The organism is Peristeroidobacter agariperforans (assembly GCF_004138335.1).
In the GTDB taxonomy this organism is placed as follows: Bacteria; Pseudomonadota; Gammaproteobacteria; order Steroidobacterales; family Steroidobacteraceae; genus Steroidobacter; species Steroidobacter agariperforans.
In genome coordinates, this window is record NZ_RYFW01000001.1 from 2,950,970 (window position 1) to 2,968,636 (window position 17,667).

Below are 17,667 nucleotides of genomic sequence, written 5' to 3' on the forward strand. Positions count from 1 at the left end.
AAGGGGAGCGAGCATGGGAATATTCGGCCAGCGTAAGTCGCTACAGCACTCGCACGGCATAGACGAGGGCAAGCGGCTCGCAAAGACCTTGAGCTGGCCGCACCTGATCGCACTCGGCGTCGGCGCCATCGTCGGCACCGGCATCTACACCCTGACCGGTGTAGGCGCCGACCGAGCCGGGCCCGCAGTGATCTTCGCATTCGCGATTGCCGGCGCAGTCTGTGCCTGCGCCGCGCTCGCGTATGCCGAAGTGGCGACGCTCATGCCAGCGGCAGGCGGCGCTTATACATATACATACGTTGCCATCGGCGAGCGTCTGGCCTGGATCGTGGGCTGGAGCTTGATCCTGGAATATTCGCTCGCCTGCAGCACCGTTGCCGTTGGCTGGTCGGCTTACCTCGTTGGGTGGCTGCAAGCTGCGGGCATACATCTACCGCCCGCGCTATTAAGTGGGCCACATGCCGGCGGCATCATCAATCTTCCTGCGGTGCTGGTCGCAGCGCTCATTGCTGGCATGCTGATCGCCGGCACGCGCGAGAGCGCGACGTTCAATATTCTCTTGGTCGTCATCAAGCTGACTGCGTTGGCTTGCTTCGTTGCGCTCGCTTTGCCCGCGTTCAACGCCGGCAATCTCGAGCCGTTCATGCCGTATGGTTTCGCGAGCCACGAAGATGGTGGAGCGAAGCGGGGCGTGATGGCTGCCGCCGCTATCGTGTTCTTTGCGTTCTACGGATTCGATGCGGTCGCCACCTCTGCGGAGGAGGCCAAAAATCCAGGCCGCGATTTGAAGATTGGCATCGTCGGCTCGATGGCTGTTTGCACGCTCATCTACATGCTGGTCGCGGTATCTGCCGTTGGCGCGGTCAAGCACACCGAGTTGGCCGCGTCGGCCGAGCCGCTCGCGTATGTCTTGCGAACACTCGAGCATCCGGTCGCCGCGTGGGCGGTGGGATTGGCGGCGCTCATCGCGTTGCCGTCGGTGATCCTGGTGATGATGTACGGCCAGAGTCGCATCTTCTTCGTGATGGCGCGCGACGGGCTGTTGCCGAAACGCTTGAGCACGGTCTCGGCTCGCACTGGCACGCCGGTGTTGATTACCGCCGTCACCGGAGTGTTCGTCGCACTGACTGCGGGCTTTTTCCGTCTCGACGAGATCGCCGAGTTGGCCAACGCGGGCACCCTGCTCGCGTTCGTAACGACCGCGGCGTCGATGATGGTGTTGCGTAAGTCGGCGCCCGATGCGCCGCGCGTGTTCCGGTGCCCTGCGCCGAATGTGGTCGGCATGCTGGCGATCCTCGGCTGCTTCTATCTGTTCCTGAGCCTGCCGGGCCTGACGATTCAACGCTTCCTGTTGTGGAACGCGGTGGGCTTCGCCATCTATCTGCTGTTGCAGTGGTTGCGGGCGCGAGTCGCCGTACCGGCCTGATGTTGTCGCTGAAGCGTCTGATTGCTTGCACGCTGCTGGCTGCGATGCCGGCGGCAGCTGGCGTTGCGGACACGTTGAACGACGTCATCGCCGAATACGAAACCCTCGCGCGCGCCACGGATACCAACGAAGGCCCGGGCTGGCCGGATGTGAGTTTCGCGGCCGCCAAGAAACGACAGGAAAAATACCTCGAGCTGCGCGACCGACTGGGAAAGGTCGATGCGCCAGGCGAAGAAGATGCGCTGACCCGCGAGCTGCTTCAGTGGCGGCTGCAGGTCTTGATCGACGGCGCGCGCTTCGATGAGGATCGAACGCCTTTCGATAGCGGCGACGGCTTCTTCAACGCCGGAACGTATGCGGCGCAGGTCACGCGCATCGCGAGCGATGCTGACGCGATGGCGTGGATCGCCAGGCTGCAAGCGCTGCCGTCCTACTATGACGGGCAAATTGCGAATCTGCGCCGGGGTATCGCCACGGGATTCACGCAGCCGCGCTCTACTGCCGAATCGGCGCTGAGCTCGATGAAAGTCGCGGCCGATCAGGCGGCGGCAGACAGTCCGCTGTTGAAGCCGCTGGCGTCATTGCCGGCAACCATTCCAGAAGCGCGACAGAAAGAATTGCGAGCGCAGGCGCTCGCGGTCATCGAGCGTGCGGTCAAGCCGGCTCAGCGCTCGCTCGTGACGTTCTTCGAGGAGGAATACTTGCCCAAGGCGCGCCCGAAGCTCGGCGCGTCGACGCTTCCGGAGGGCAGGGCGTACTACGAGTTCGCGGTGAGGCGCTCGACAACGACCGATCTGACGCCGGACGAAGTGTTCGACATCGGTGCCGCGGAGGTTGAGCGCATTCGGGCCGAGATGATCAGCGCGCAGCGAGCTGACGGCTTCCAGGGAACCTTGCGAGAGTATCTGGACGACTTGAATCGTCGGCCCGGCAGCCATGTGCCCGACATCGAGAGCTACGTCGACAAGGCGGCGGGCATCGGCAATCGTGTCGCGCTCGAGCTGCCGCGCTGGTTCAAGACGCTGCCGAGATTGCCTTGGGGCGTTCGTATCAAGCCCCCGGAATTGGAAGCGGCTTCCGGCGCCTACAACCTGGGCGATCCGGAAAAAGGTGTCGCTGGCGCCGTGGTCGTAGGCCGGCAGGCCTATCGCAGTTCGGTGTACGGGCTGACGGCCTGGATGCTGCACGAAGGAATCCCCGGACATCATCTGCAGATTGCGCTCGGACAAGAGCGGCTCGATCTGCCGAAGTTTCGGCGTCGAGACGATGTGACGGCCTTTGTCGAGGGCTGGGCGCTTTACGCGGAGCGACTGGGCGCGGAGATGGGCATTTATCGGACGCGTGAGGAACGCGTCAATCAGCTCTCGATGGAGATGTGGCGCGCCTGCCGACTGGTGATGGATGTCGGGATCCATTGGAAACATTGGTCCGCCGAGCAAGCCGCCGCTTGCCTGAAAGACAACACCGCGTTGTCGCCGGGCTCCGTGGCTGGGGAGACTCAACGTTACATCTCGTGGCCGGGCCAGGCGCTGGCTTACAAGATCGGCGAGATCAGGATCAGAAAAATTCGCAGCGAAGCGGAGCAGGCGCTCGGCGCGCGCTTCGAAATTCGTGAGTTTCACGACGCCGTGATCGGCAGCGGCCCGATGCCCCTGGACATCCTCGAACGCCACGTGCAGCGCTGGGTGAAACAGCAGCTCTGAGTCGTTGTTCGCGCTCCCACGTCTGTGATTCGCTACGCTGTCGGCTTCCGCCGCGCCAATAAAAACAACAACTTGTAAATTGCACGGAGTTATATCGTATAACGTATTTGATTTATTAACTCAGACATGTTTTAAATGTCGGCAACCTTCATCTGGCTGAAAACAACATCGTGGGGGCTGACATGCGTAGCAAAACACCTGGTTTGCCGGGATCGGCAGACCGTTTGAAACTGACGTCGCGGAGTGGGAAGGCCGCGGTCGTCGCGTGCGCCATTGGACTGTTCGGTCCGATTGGCGGTCACGCGCAAGAGCAGGGAGCCGAGGGGGCTCCGCTCGAGGAAGTGGTCATCACCGGCACGCGCATCAAGCGAGCCAATCTGGAAACGGCGAGCCCGATCACGGCCCTGCCGCAGGAAGAGTTCAAGTATCAGGGCACCTCGACGGTCGAGGGCGTGCTCAATCGCATGCCGCAGTTCACTGCGGATTCGAACGAGAACGGCTCGAACGGTTCAGACGGCACCGCGCGTGTGAACCTGCGTAATCTCGGCCCCTCGCGCGTGCTGGTGCTGATCGACGGCCAGCGAATGCTGCCGGTCGAAGGCAACGACGTGAATTTCATTCCGAGCGCGCTGATCGAGCGCGTCGACGTCGTGACCGGCGGCGCATCGGCCGTGTACGGATCCGATGCGGTCTCGGGCGTCGTCAACTTCGTGCTGGACAAGAATCTCGAAGGCGTACGGATCTCCGCGCAGTACGGTTCTGCCTGGCATCGCAACGACAACTCTTACGCGCGCCAGGTCGTGCGGGACGCGAACTACGAGCTGGCGGACTCCTCGGTGTGGGACGGTGGACGCGCCGATTTCAACATCGCCATGGGCATGAACAGCGCGGATGGCAAGGGCAATGCGACCTTCTATCTCGGCTATCGCAAGCTCGAGCCGGTAACTCAGGACACGCGTGACTTTTCGGCCTGCGGCCTGAACCTCGGCGGCGCAAACGCCGATGAGCTGGTGTGCGGCGGATCGAGCAACAACCAGTGGGGCAGCTTCGTGATGCTGGGCGGTCCGAACAACGGCCGCAGCTTCAACAACACGAAGGACGGCCAGCAGACCTGGGTGCCTTACGACAGTTCGTTCCTGTACAACTACGCGCCGACCAACTACATCCAGCGCCAGGACCGGCGCCTCACGGCGGGTGGCTTCGCCCACTACGACTACAGCGATCACATGAAGCTGTACGGCGGCGTGATGTTCATGGATGACCAGACGTACTCGCAGGCTGCGCCGAGCGCGTACTTCCAGGGCAATGTGTATCCGATCAACTGTGACAATCCGTTGATGTCGGCTCAGCAGGCGTCGATCCTTTGCGGAGCGGCGGCGGGCACGCCGACCAACATCAACACGTTCATCGGCTATCGCTTTGCGGGTGCCGGCGGCGCGCGTATCGATGATTTGCGTCACACCGACTACCGCATGAACTTCGGTTCGCGAGGCGACATCGCCAGCGGCTGGACCTACGATGTGAGCTATCTGTTCTCTCGAGTCATTTACGACGAGAGCTACAAGAACGATCTGGATCTGAACAAGGGCGCCCGGGCGCTGCAGGTCGTGAATGTGAACGGCGTGCCGACCTGTCGCTCGGTCGTCGATGGCACCGATCCGGACTGCGTCCCCGCCAACGTGTTCTCTGCGTTCGGCATCAGCGACGAAGCCTATGGCTACCTGCTGACGCCGACCTTCACGCACGGCGTGCAGACCGAGAAGGTCGCCAACCTGACCGTCAACGGCGATCTGGATCAGTACGGCATCCGCAGCCCGTTCGCGTCAGCCGGTGTGGCGATTGCGACCGGTGTGGAACACCGCACTGAAGACCTGACCTTCGAGGCCGATGCGCTCGCTCAGCAGAAGGGCACGAAGGAGAACGCCGGCGAGTTCAACGTCAAAGAGCTGTACATCGAGGCGGACGTGCCGCTGGTTTCGAGCAAGCCGTTCGTCGATGAGCTGGCGGTCAACCTCGGCTATCGTTATTCGGACTATTCGATCCAGGGTGGCACGGGCTTCACCGCGGACACGTACAAGTTCGAGCTGCGCTATGCGCCGGTGTCTTCGTTCAAGCTGCGTAGCAGTTATAACCGCGCAGTGCGTGCTCCTAACATCACAGAGCTGTTCGCCGCGCAGGCGCTCGGCAACGTGGCGGCGCAGGATCCGTGCTCCGGAGCCAACCCCGATGCAAGCCTCGATGACTGTATTCGCAGCGGTGTCACACAGGCTCAGTACGGGTTGATTCCCGAGTGCCCGGCCGATACTTGCGTGACGCTCGGCGGCGGCAACCTCGGTCTGCAGCCGGAGATCGCCGATACCTACACATACGGCTTCGTGTTCACGCCGAGCTTCCTGCCGAGCTTCACGTTCTCGGCGGACTACTTCGACATCTTCGTGGATGGTTACATCAGCCCGGTCGATGCTCCGACGATCATCAACGAGTGTGTGGATGGCGGCTCGCCGTACTTCTGCAGCCTGTTCCATCGCGATCCGGTGTCCGGCGTGCTGTTCGGCACGAACGGCTATCTCACGGCCACCAACCAGAACACCGGCTACCTGCAGACCTCGGGCATGGACTTCACGTCCGGCTATAACTTCGACCTGGGCAACATCCTGCCGGGCGCTCCTGAGCTGGGCTCGATCGACATTTCTTTCGTCGGCACCTGGTTGAACAGCCGTCGCACCGAGCCCTTGCCGGGCCTGGACAGCTACAACTGCGTCGGTTTGTTTGGTCCGACCTGCGGTCAGCCTTCGCCGAAGTGGCGCCACAACGTCCGTATGACCTGGACCTCGCCGCAGCAATCGACCACCGTGTCGGCCAACTGGCGATATTTCGGCTCGGTCGGGCTCTCCAGCAACGACTTCCTGCTGGATGATCAGGAAGATTACATCTCGATGAACCGCCGTATCACGGGTTACAGCTACCTGGATCTGGCGGCGACCTGGAAGTGGGTGGAATCCGTCGAGTTCCGTGCCGGCATCAACAACGTGTTCGATCGGGATCCGCCGGTGATCGCCGCGGGCCTGCTCAGCTCGTTCGGCAACGGCAACACCTATCCGGGTGTCTACGACCCGATGGGCCGCCTGGTGTACTTCGGTATGACGGTGGAGTTCTGATCTGAGAAAGGGACGGCGCGTTGTCTTCGACAGCGCGCCGTCTTATCTCGATGTTTCGATTTGCCGGCGCGTGGCGCCGTGTCGAGGCGGGTTCAGGGCGAGGGTAAGGCTCAGTCGGGGTCTTTGAGCTGAGCTCGCAGATCCTTGAGCGTGCCTTGAATGTGTTCCTTCAGCAGCTTCTCGACTTTGCGCTTGTCTCGTTCGAGCCAGGCGTTGAACAGCGCTTGATGCTCGATGTGCGCGCGTGCGTCGCGGCCGGCCGGCTCGAGATGAGCAATGACATAGCGCTCGGCCAGTACTTCCAGTCGTTCGACCAGCTGCGTGGTAAGAGGGCGGCGGCCCGGCTCCACCAGCGCGATGTGAAACTCTCGATTGCGAACGGCCACGTCGGCCAGGTTGCTGTGCGCAGCAGTATCGAGCGCGGTGAAGGCTCGCATCGCAATCGCCCGATCGTCGTCCGTTGCCACACTCGATGCATATGCCGCCGCTTGCGGCTCGATTGACAGCCGCAGCGCGTAGATCTCGTCGACCTGCTCGCGCGACATCGCCTGCACGTAATAACCCCGATTCGGGTGATTGATGAGCAGACCTTCCTGCTCCAGCCGCGCCAGCGCCTCGCGCAATGGGATCTTGCTGATGCCGAGCTCGGTGGCCAAGGCATCCTGCCGGATGGGCTCGCCATTGCGCAGCCGACCCTTGAGGATCTGCTCACGGACGACTTCGAACACGCGATCGGAAAGCGTGCGGACGACGATGCTCATGGCGGCGGGAACACGGTCCATATGGAATACCGTAGACGATCATACCCGAACCGGCGGGCGAATTCCGGCGTGCAGCGGCGAGTTAGAGTCGGGTAAAGGCGGAATCCCTGCAGGTGCGCTACATAATTAATGCGCGGCCAGGTCGAGCTCCGCGATGAGGGGAAAATGATCTGACGGATAGCGCCCCTCGCGTTGCGTCGTGACGGTCTCCACCCGGTTTACCTTCAGGCCGCGAACCAATATCCAGTCGATGCGTCGTTCTGGTTTGCCCGTGAAGCCGTGGAAGGTGCCTTGCGGGCCGCTGCGTTCTGGGGCTGCGGTCCAGGCGTCGGTCAGCGACTTCGTGAGGCTCGAGTAGGCGCGGCTCTCTGCTGTCGTGTTGAAGTCCCCGAGGAGAATGACAGGTTCCGTCGCTGCCAGCTTCCCCAAGCGATCGCGAATGAGCTCGGCACATCGAACGCGAATGGGCTCGTCGCTATCGCGATAGGGCAAGTGCGTGTTGTAGAGCGTGAATGTTGCGCCGTCGGCGAGGCGCTCGAAGCGTGCCCACGTCACCATGCGCGGATACAAATTGCCCCACGTGCGGCTACCGGCAACATCGGGCGTGTCCGAGAGCCAGAAGTTGCCGGACTCGCGCACACGCAGGCGATCCTTGCGATAGAACACGCCCATGTGTTCGTCGACATGGTCGCCGCCGCGGCCTTCGCCGAACCAGACAAACTGAGGCAGACGTTCGACGATCTCATCGCCCTGGCGTTTGAAGAGTTCCTGCGTGCCGATGACATCGGGATCTTCGGCACGAAGCATTGCCACGACCACGTCGCGTCGGGCGTCCCAGTTGTTTGCTCCATCGTTGGGAGTGAGCAAACGAACGTTGAATGTCATGACTCGCAGCGGCTGTGCGTGCACCGGCAGCGCCGTCAGCGTGCAGCCGACCAGCCACAGCAGAACGTTGAGCCAGGGGAGTTGTCGGCGGATCTTCCGGGTCACAGTGGGCTCGTTTGGTTGTCGTGCCGGCCGAGTGTAGAGCCGACAGATTACAAGCGGACGACCCGGGCCGCTCTCTTGACAGTGCCCGGGCGATGGAGCGATGCTCGGTTGACACCGGTGGCAATCGCAGAATTTTGCAGTTCCGCTGGGCAGGGGGACGACGCTTTAGCGAGCGAAGTCGAGGATCAACATGAACGGATTCGCGCCGTGCATGCGGCTGCCTGCGTCCGACAATAATCAGGAAGATTTACATGGCGGCAAGGAAACTATGGGCGAGCGTGTCGGTGCTGCTATCGGTGAGCGCGGTCGCCGAACCTCAGCAACAGGCGGATAAAACATCCGGGGCCGCGCCGGCGGTCGAGGAAGTCGTCGTCACGGGCTATCGCGGCAGTCTGGCGCTCGCGCTGGAAGAGAAGCGTGAGCAGAGCGGCGTGGTGGATGTGATCAAGGCCGAGGACGTCGCGAAGTTTCCAGACGCGAATCTCGCGGAATCGCTGCAACGTTTGCCCGGTGTCGTGGTCGCTCGCGACGGCGGCGAAGGGCGGAGCATTTCGGTTCGCGGCCTCGGGCCCGACTACACACGAGTTCGTTTGAATGGGTTGGAGGCGCAGACCACATCCAATGGTTTCGAAGGCATCAATCGCTCGCGAGGCTTCGATTTCAACGTGTTCGCCTCCGAGCTGTTCAATAGTCTGACGGTGCGCAAGACGCCGTCGGCCGAAACGGAGGAGGGCTCGCTGGGCGCGACCGTCGATCTGCAGACTGCGCGGCCGTTCGACAATTCCGGCACCCAATTCGCGTTTTCGTCCAAGGTGAGTTTCAACGATCTGAGCGAGAAGACCGATCCGCGCTTTGCGCTGCTTGCCTCCGACACATTCTTCGACGATACCTTCGGCGTACTGGTCTCTGCAGCGTATTCGAAGAGTCGCAAGATCAGTCAGGCCAGTCACAATCTCAACTGGGATCGCATGAGCGAGAACGGCGGCTGGTGCGACCCTGCGAACCCCGCCGGCGTTTGCTTCGGCCAGTATCCCGTGGGTATCAGCTACGAGCAGCTGCGCTCGACCTCCATCTATCATCCGCGCATTCCGCGCCTCGCGCAGTTCGCAGTCGAGAATGAAAGGCTCGGCATCACGTCGGCGCTGCAATGGAAGCCGAGAGCGGGGACGGAGGTGTCGCTGGATCTGTTGTACTCACGTCACGAAGGATTGCGTCAGGAGAATCTGCTGACGCCCATCGGGCTGTTTCGCGCGCAGTCCCAGCAAGGCAAGCCTGAAACCATCGTGCGGGAAGCCGAGGTCCGCGGCAACGACCTGGTCTATGCAGTGCTCGACAACGTCGATCTGCGCGCCGAGAACTCCATCTTCGACTTCAACACGGTGTTCAAACAGGCGGGCTTGACGGTCAAACAAGAGCTCAACGACCGATGGCGCGCGCAGCTGCAGTTGGGCGGCTCCGACTCCGACTTCGACGAGCCGCGCGAGACGACGCTGCAGGTGGATCGGCTCAACACGGACGGTTTCATTTATGACTTCCGCGACAGCCAGACCCGGCCGCGCATCGTGTGGGGGTTCGACACGACCGATCCGAACAACTATTACTACGGTCCGGCCGTGCCTGGATTCACTGGCGGGGCGACGGGGCCGGAGATCCGGCTGCGGCCGCAGGGTGTCGAGAATACTTTCAGACAGGGCGCGTTGAGCGTCGAGTTCGACCTGTCGCAGGTCTGGACGTTGAAGGGCGGTATCAACGTCCGAAAATACACCTTCGACTCGGACTCGCGTCGAATGACCAACGAGCGGAATATTCCAGCACTGCCGGCTGGCGTAACAGTGGCCGATCTGGTGCACCGGTTCTCGGGATTCGAGGGCTTCGGCGTGCCGGCTGAAACCGCTACTGCCTGGGTCGTCCCCGACGAGCAGGCCTACATCGATATTTTCGACATCTACGGCAACACAGGTGTGTTCGCGCTGAGGCGCGATGTGGCATCGGCGCGCAGCAATATCTATTCAGTCGACGAGAAGGATTCGGCCGCTTACATCCAGGGCGATTTCAACACCGAGGTGTTTGGATTGCCGACGCGCGGCGATATCGGCGTCAGGTTCGTTCGCACCGATCAGGACGCCGTGGGTTTCGCCGAAGCAGGCGTCAATACTCAGCTGCTGCAGGTGTCGCGCAGCTACGATGACTGGCTGCCGGCCGCCAATGTGGCCTTTGAACTGAGCAACGATGTGCTCTTGCGGCTCGCGGCATCTCGCGTGATGACGCGTCCGCCACTGGCACAGTTGACGCCCGGCGGTGCGGTGAACGTGGCTGGCGGTACGCGCACTGTGAACCAGGGCAATCCCAATCTGGATCCCATCGAGGCCGATGCGTTCGATGTTGGTGTGGAATGGTATTTCGCACCGGAGTCCGTCGTGTCCTTGGGCTTCTTCTATAAGGACGTGAAGACTTACATCGCTACCTTGCGAACGACTCAACCTTTCAACACGCTGGGCATCCCGGAGGCAGTGTTGGCGGGCACCGGCGTCACGCCGAGCGATGACTTCGTTTTCTCGCGGCCGGTGAATAGCGATGGCGGTCCACTGCGGGGCTTCGAGTTCAACGTGCAGATGCCGCTGAGTTTCCTGCCCGGATGGCTGCAGAACTTTGGCGTGCTCGGCAACTACACGCACGTCAGCTCCGATATCACCTACATCGTCAATCCGGCGCTGCCCGAAGGCGCGCCGGGAAGAACGGCGGTGTTGCCGCTCATCAATCTGTCGAAGGAGTCGGCGAATGCCACACTCTATTACAGTCAGGCAGGATTCGAGGCGCGGGTGTCAGCCGCGTATCGCGACGACTACCTGCGCATCGTGCCCGGCTTGAATGGTCAGGATGCCGATGCCACCAAGGGCAGCGTGTATGTCGATGCTTCGCTGAGCTACTCGTTCGGCGGTCATTATCAGATTTCGTTGGAAGGCCAGAACCTTGGCGATACGTACGAGCACCTCTACAACGATACGCGGGCAGAGCGTAACGAGTACTACCGCAACTTCGGGCGTCAGTACACGGCCGGGTTTCGCTATAGCTTTTGATTGGAGAGTCATCGTTGTCGGGCGAGTGTCGGTCGATCCACAGATGGAGGGTCATTGCAGTAGGAGTTCTCGCCGCGTGTGCCGCTGTGGTTGCGCATGCGCAGGCGCCGTCTGCTGTCGGTGGGATTCATCCGAACACCAAGGCGCTGATCGAACGCCCCCTGCGGTACCAGCCGCAGGGAGATGCGTTCGTCATCCATAACGGGGCCGAACGGTTCAATCGCCCGCTTTACGGTGGCAATACCGCGTTTCGGCTCGACGGTGGCGACAGGCCGGAGTTCGTTTTGTATCTACCGGGGCGCGGCGGCAATTTGCGTTTGGCGCTGCGCGCGCGAGGCGAAACGCGCTGGCTGCACTCGGCAGCCGATATCACAAGCGGCTATCGCCCTGGCGAGTTGTTCTACGAGATTCGCGATCCTCTGCTCGGCGCGGCCGGTGTGTTGAGAATCGTCGCGCTCGCCTATCACGACACCGAAGGTCTGATCCTGCAAGTTACGCCGGAGAATGTAACGGCCGGAGTCGAGCTGCTGTGGGCATTTGGCGGTGTCAACGGAGAACGCGGCAAGCGCGACGGTGACATCGGCACCGAACCTATGCCGATCAGTGAGTGGTTTCAGCCGAAGCCAGAGTTCGCTGCTGACAATCGAATCGAAACAGGTCCGCCAGGGCGGTTCAGACTCGAAGCGAAGGCGGCGACACTGGTCGGCGTTGCTTCGCCATCGGGCCGGATGAGCGTTGCCGATGCGGAGTATTGGGAGCGGATCGAGTCGCTGTTCGCGGTACGCGATCACACGCCAGGTACCGCTGCGTCGAAGCCATTGGTCGTAGGTGCTCTGCCGCTCACGAAAGCGCCGGCATACTTATCTATCCAGCGTCTGGCGAGCGATACCGACGCGACCAAAGAACTCGATGTCTACAGCTCAGTAACCGCCGAGCGAAAGAACGCGGATGCTCCAGCCGCCCGCGCTCAGCTCGCCGCGGAATTCAAAGCAGCTGAATTGCCGTCGCGTTTCCGATCTACGCGTCAGCACTTCGCAGCTCTGCGCACGCGCGTGACCATCGATACGCCCGATCCATTCTTGAACGCAGCGGTCGGTGCTCTAAATGTGGCAGCCGATGCCGTTTGGGACGAGCCTCAGCAAGCCATCATGCACGGAGCGATCGCGTGGCGCGCAAAGTTGCTCGGCTGGCGCGGGCCGTATGCGCTAGATGCGTTGGGATGGCATGAGCGCGCACGAGCAAACTTCGAACACTGGTTCGGGCGGCAAAACACGGACCCGATTCCGGGCCAGCTGCCACCGGCGGATGAAAGCGCAAATCTCGCCCGTAGTGAGGCCGGCCTGCATTCGAACGGCGATATGGCCAACGCGCACTACGATATGAATGCGGGGTTCATCGACGCCCTGTTCCGCCATCTTGCATGGACGGGCGATCTCGAGTTTGCTCGACGAGCCTGGCCGGTCGTTGAGCGGCATCTTGCCTGGGAGAAACGTTTGTTCCGGCGCCAGTTCGCCGACAAGCGAGATCTGCCTTTGTATGAAGCGTACGCGCAGATCTGGGCAAGCGACGATCTGCAGTACAGCGGTGGCGGCGTTGCCTATGCCTCCGCGTACAACCTGTATCACAACCGAATGGCGGCGAAGCTCGCAAAGTTGCTCGGCCAAGATGCGAGGCCATACGAAGCGGAGGCCGACGCAATTGGCAGTGCCATGCGCCATTACCTGTGGCAGGACCAGGAGGGAGCATTTGCCGAGTACAAGGATCTTCTGGGTTTACAGCTCGTGCATCCGAGCGCCGGGCTCTGGAGCTTCTATCACACGATGGATTCCGGCGTGCCGACACCAAGTGAGGCGTGGTCGATGGCGAGCGCCGTCGAGCGACTCAATCCTCGACTGCCTGTGACGGGCCGCGGCGTGCCCGACGATCAGCGGTATGAAATGTTTGCCACGACGAACTGGATGCCTTATTCCTGGTCGATCAACAACGTCGTCATGGGTGAGAACCTGCACACGGCGCTCGGCTTCTGGCAGGCGGGTCGCGCCGATGCGGCTTATCGGCTGGCGAAGAGTGCTCTGCTCGCGAGCATGTACATGGGCATCTCGCCGGGCAACGTGGGCTCGATGAATCACCTCGACGTATATCGCCGCGAAGCTCAGCGCGATTTCGCAGACGGCTCCGGTGTGATGGCGCGTGCGATCGTCGAAGGGCTGTTCGGAGTCAAGCCGGACGCACTGAGCGGCGTTCTGGAGCTACGACCCGGACTACCGTCGCACTGGCAACGCGCGAGCCTCGCGCATGCCAATCTCAAACTCGCATTCGCGCGTGAGGGCCTGGTGGATCGGTGGACGGTGGATCCATCCGACGCACACCAGTTCAAGTCAGTGAAGCTGCGAGTGCCGGCGACACACGAGAAAGTTGCGAGTGTCACGGTCAACGGTCGGCAAGCTCAGTGGCATGCAGATTCGGAATCCGTCGGCCGACCGATGCTCGAGATCCTGACGCCGTTGAAGGCAAACCAAGCGGCGGTCGTGCAGATCGAATGGTTTGGCGCGAGGCTGCAGCTGAAGGATGCTCCCGGCAATCGGTTCACCCGGTCGAAGCAAGGTGCGTTCACATGGTGGCAGCCGTCGCTCGACGTGCCGGTCACCTCGGAACCCTCGCCGACGACGGCATATCAGCGTTCGGCGCAGATGCAGTTCCAGCCGATCAACTTGGATGCGAAGTTCAACGATCGCGTCACCGAGATCTTCCGCAAGGGCAAGTACAGGACACCGCGTTCGCCGTACGTATCGCTTGCTTTGCCTGCGCAAGGCATCGGTGCCTGGGCAGGACACGTGAACGCGATGGCGCAGATCGACGACTCCGGCCTGCGCCGACTCGCGACGGCGTCGAATAATCAGTTCGTACTTCCGGACGGCATCGTCTTCAGGACGCCGGGGCAGCCCGGTGCGGCGAATGCCATTTTTACTTCTCAATGGGACAATTACCCGCGTGAAGCGGCGATTCCCTTGTGCGGCCGAGCGAGGCACGCGCACCTGCTCATGGCCGGCTCGACGAATCACATGCAGAGTCGGCTCGACAACGGCGAAATCGTGATTGCCTACACCGATGGAACAACCACGCGGTTTCCGTTGCGCAATCCCTCGACATGGTGGCCCATCGATCAGGACTATCTGACCGACGGCTATCAGTTCCCACTGCATGCCACGCGAGCGACGCGAATCGACCTGCAGTCGGGTCGTGTGCGCCCGGCCTCGTCCGAGCAAACCGCCGCGGGCGGCCCCGTCGCTGGCGGCGCGGCCACCGTTCTGGATTTCCCGCTGGAAGAGCAGCGCACGCTCAAATCGCTCACGGTTCGGGCGCTCGCCAACGATGTGGTCATCGGGCTGATGGCAGTGACGCTGGCACGCGACGATCAATCCAAAGTGTGCATGCCTCGGGACGCTCTTTAAATTGATCCACGAGCATGCCGGCCTACAATCGATCGTTCATCAAGTAAGTCGAGCGCGGCGCGTGGATGAGTTAAGCCCCCCAGAAGCATTCGCCGCCGCGCTCGCAATCCTCCCAAGCACCTCCCGGATCTGAGTCCTATGTCGATACAGCGTCGCTCATTGCTGCAGGCTCTGGCGGCTGCGCCGGTTGCAATGCCAGTGCTCACGGGGGTAACGAGTTCGCTCGTCCCCATGGCCAGCAGCGCCGCCGGCTCGAGCCCGAAGCAGCCAAACACGTATCAAGCAAAGGACTTCGGCGCGAGGGGCGACGGCACGACGCTCGACACCCAGGCCATTCAAGCGGCGATCGACGCGGCGGCGAAGACGCAGGGTACGGTGATCTTCGACGGCGGGGTGTACTTGACCGGCTCGCTGTTCCTCAAGAATGGCGTGACCTTCCAGGTCGACCAGGGCGTGCGGCTGCAGGGCTCGCAGAACATCGAAGACTATCCCTTGCTGCCGACGCGCGCGGCCGGCATCGAGATGACGTGGCCAGCGGCGCTCATCAACGTTTACAAAGAGCAGAACGTCAAGCTGACGGGCGACGGCATCATCGACGGCAACGGCAAGGTGTTCTGGGACAGCTACTGGAATTTGCGCCGTCAGTACGATCCGAAGGGCATTCGCTGGGCTGCCGACTACGATTGCCGGCGTCCGCGTCTGATCCAGTTCTTCGAAGCACAGAACGTGCGGCTCGAGAATCTGTCGCTGTATCGCGCGGGCTTCTGGACCGTGCACATTTGCTATTCCCAGGATGTGACGGTCTACAACGTCATCATTCGCAACAACGAAGGTGGACGCGGTCCGAGCACCGACGGCATCGACATCGATTCCTCGCGCCAGGTGCTGGTCGAGAAGGCCGACATCACATGCAACGACGATGCGTTGTGCATGAAGGCGGGACGCGACTCCGATGGCTTGCGCGTCTCGCGGCCGACCGAGGACGTGGTGATCCGGGATTGCATCATTCGCGATGCGGCTGCTGGCGTGACATTCGGGAGCGAAACTTCCGGCGGCTTCAGGAACGTCAAAGTCTCCGGGATCAAGGTGTATCACCCGACGCCCGTGGGCATTCTGTTCAAGTCGGCTCAGACGCGCGGCGGTTCGATCTCCGGCATCGAAATCTCCGACGTGTTCATGCAGGACGTGCCGGTCGTGATGCGCGTGAACTTGAATTGGTACCCGGCGTACAGCTACGCCAAGATTCCGGAAGGCATCAAAGACTACCCCGGTTATTGGAAGACATTGTCGACCCCCGTGCCGAAAGAGCGCGGCATTCCGCAGCTGAGCGATGTGTACGTGCACGATGTGCAGGCGGTGGGTGCGAAGACGGCGTTCGAGATCTCGGCGTATCCGGAGAAGCCACTGAAGAACTTCCGCTTCGAGCGGCTGCACCTGGACGCGTGGGCGGCTGGCAGCATTGCGAATGCCGAGGACTTTTCGTTCAAGGACGTGACCATTCTGTCGCTCGACGGCAAGCCGGTGGATCTGAAGCAGTCCAAGAATGTGCGGGGGCTTTGATGAAGTGTCGAGTTGAAAACAGAGTCCGTGCTGCCGTTGCTGCCGCCGTCGCGGTTGCGTGTTTGCCCTCGGCTCGGATCGCGCTGGCGGATGTTCAATCGGCGGAGGTAGTTGCGTTCCCGGGCGCGGAAGGTTTCGGGCGCTTTACCAAAGGCGGTCGCGGCGGCAAGGTCTACAAAGTCACGAATCTGAACGATGCTGGTGCGGGTTCGCTCAGAGAAGCCGTGGAAGCGGAAGGGCCGCGCATCGTCGTATTCGACGTCGATGGCACGATCCGACTGAAGAGCCCGCTGCAGATCCGCAACGATTTCATCACCATCGCCGGCCAATCCGCGCCGGGCGGCGGCATTACGGTGCGTGATTACCCGCTGCAGATCAGTGCGAATGAAGTCATCGTGCGCTACATCCGTGCGCGTATGGGCGATGAGATGAAGCTCGAAGCCGATGCGGTTTCCGTGGGGCAGGGGCGCAACATCGTCATCGACCATTGCTCGGTGAGTTGGTCGAACGATGAGACGCTGTCGGTGACGCAGCGGGTCGAGCCGGGTTTGAAACATTTGACGGATGTGACCGTGCAGTGGTCCATCATCTCCGAGTCGTTGAACGATGCCGGCCATGAGAAGGGGCAACACGGTTATGGCAGCTTGATTCAGGGCTCGTACGGCGCGCGCTATTCCTTCCATCACAATCTGTGGGCGCATCACGAGGCGCGCATGCCGCGCATCGGTAACTACGCCGGCGCGAAGGACGATCCGGAAGGCATCGTGATGGACTTCAGGAACAACGTTTTCTACAACTGGGGGCCGGGTGCGACGACCGATTTCTATAACTGGCAGCCGGGGTTGGAGCGGGGCTACAACATGGATCCGTTCTACGGTCGGCCCGACAACACTTCGCGCTTCGCTGCCGGTGCGGACCTGAACAGTAACGCGAACACGCATTCGAACTTCGTCAATAACTGGTACCAGCAGGGCTCGGCGACCGGCGGACCGGTCGCGCTGTACATTCGCAACGCGAGCGGTAAGACGCACTTCGCGGGCAACTACATGGATGGCAAGCTGGTGAAGGATCAGTGGTCGCTGGTTGTGACTTCACAGAAGCCGGTCGTCTTCAAGGCGGAACAGCCGTTCAAGTTTGGGCCGGTGAAGACGGAGACGGCGCCGCAGGCGTACAAGCGTGTGCTGGAGTCGGCGGGGGCGTCGAAGGCGCGTGATGCGGTTGATGAGCGTATCGTCGCGTCGGTGCGCGACAAGACTGGGAAGCTGATCAACAGTCAGAAAGAAGTAGGTGGGTGGCCTGAGCTTCGCGCTGGCGTAGCCGCGCCGGACGCGGACAGTGATGGGATGCCGGATGCTTGGGAGAAGGCGCAGAAGTTGAATCCGCGTGATCCGGCTGATGCCGCTAGCATCGATAAGCGCGGGTATTCGAACATTGAGGTGTATCTCAACGGTCTCGTGCCCTAGCTGCATTGACGTTGAGGCCGGAGAGGAGAGGCCTCGGTGGTTCGCACGCCGCCTCGGCGACGTGCCGACGCGTCCGT

Annotated in this window: 9 protein-coding genes; 7 read left to right on the forward strand and 2 right to left on the reverse strand. The window is 61.7% G+C overall.

Annotated elements, in window-relative coordinates; genetic code table 11:
• The first annotated feature begins 13 nt into the window (after positions 1-13).
• From EK373_RS12840 to EK373_RS12850, 3 genes are all read left to right on the forward strand, one after another.
• Entirely contained in the window at positions 14-1,426 is a 1,413-nt protein-coding gene (locus tag EK373_RS12840; protein WP_129643031.1) for an amino acid permease, read from the forward strand.
• Positions 1,426-3,129, forward strand: coding sequence for a DUF885 domain-containing protein (locus EK373_RS12845; protein WP_129643032.1), 1,704 nt, complete (start codon positions 1,426-1,428; stop codon positions 3,127-3,129). The genes EK373_RS12840 and EK373_RS12845 overlap by 1 nt, the downstream gene beginning before the upstream one ends.
• A 182-nt stretch (positions 3,130-3,311) precedes the next feature.
• Positions 3,312-6,287 (forward strand): TonB-dependent receptor plug domain-containing protein, encoded by a 2,976-nt coding sequence (locus EK373_RS12850; RefSeq protein ID WP_129643033.1) that lies wholly within the window; start codon positions 3,312-3,314, stop codon positions 6,285-6,287.
• Between the two features lie 110 nt (positions 6,288-6,397).
• Here EK373_RS12850 and EK373_RS12855 read toward each other — a convergent pair whose 3' ends face one another.
• A complete protein-coding gene (locus EK373_RS12855) occupies positions 6,398-7,069 on the reverse strand; it encodes a GntR family transcriptional regulator (RefSeq protein ID WP_198683251.1) in 672 nt (223 codons plus the stop codon).
• Between the two features lie 105 nt (positions 7,070-7,174).
• Entirely contained in the window at positions 7,175-8,038 is an 864-nt protein-coding gene (locus tag EK373_RS12860) for an endonuclease/exonuclease/phosphatase family protein (protein ID WP_198683252.1), read from the reverse strand.
• A gap of 251 nt (positions 8,039-8,289) precedes the next feature.
• Between EK373_RS12860 and EK373_RS12865 the strand changes: the two genes are divergently transcribed.
• The 4 genes from EK373_RS12865 to EK373_RS12880 all read left to right on the forward strand — a co-directional run bounded on the left by EK373_RS12865 (position 8,290) and on the right by EK373_RS12880 (position 17,590).
• Positions 8,290-11,115 carry a TonB-dependent receptor gene (locus EK373_RS12865; RefSeq protein ID WP_129643034.1) on the forward strand — a complete coding sequence of 942 codons (2,826 nt, stop codon included), beginning with the start codon at positions 8,290-8,292 and terminating at the stop codon, positions 11,113-11,115.
• An 86-nt stretch (positions 11,116-11,201) separates the two neighbouring features.
• Complete coding sequence (locus EK373_RS12870; protein WP_198683253.1) at positions 11,202-14,567, forward strand: DUF4450 domain-containing protein; 3,366 nt, start codon at positions 11,202-11,204, stop codon at positions 14,565-14,567.
• Positions 14,568-14,798: 231 nt separating this feature from the next.
• Positions 14,799-16,127, forward strand: a complete 1,329-nt coding sequence (locus tag EK373_RS12875; RefSeq protein ID WP_198683254.1) for a glycoside hydrolase family 28 protein — start codon at positions 14,799-14,801, stop codon at positions 16,125-16,127.
• On the forward strand, positions 16,127-17,590 hold the full coding sequence (locus EK373_RS12880) for a pectate lyase family protein (protein ID WP_129643035.1): 1,464 nt from the start codon (positions 16,127-16,129) through the stop codon (positions 17,588-17,590). Before EK373_RS12875 ends, EK373_RS12880 begins: the two co-directional genes overlap by 1 nt.
• Positions 17,591-17,667: the final 77 nt, after the last annotated feature.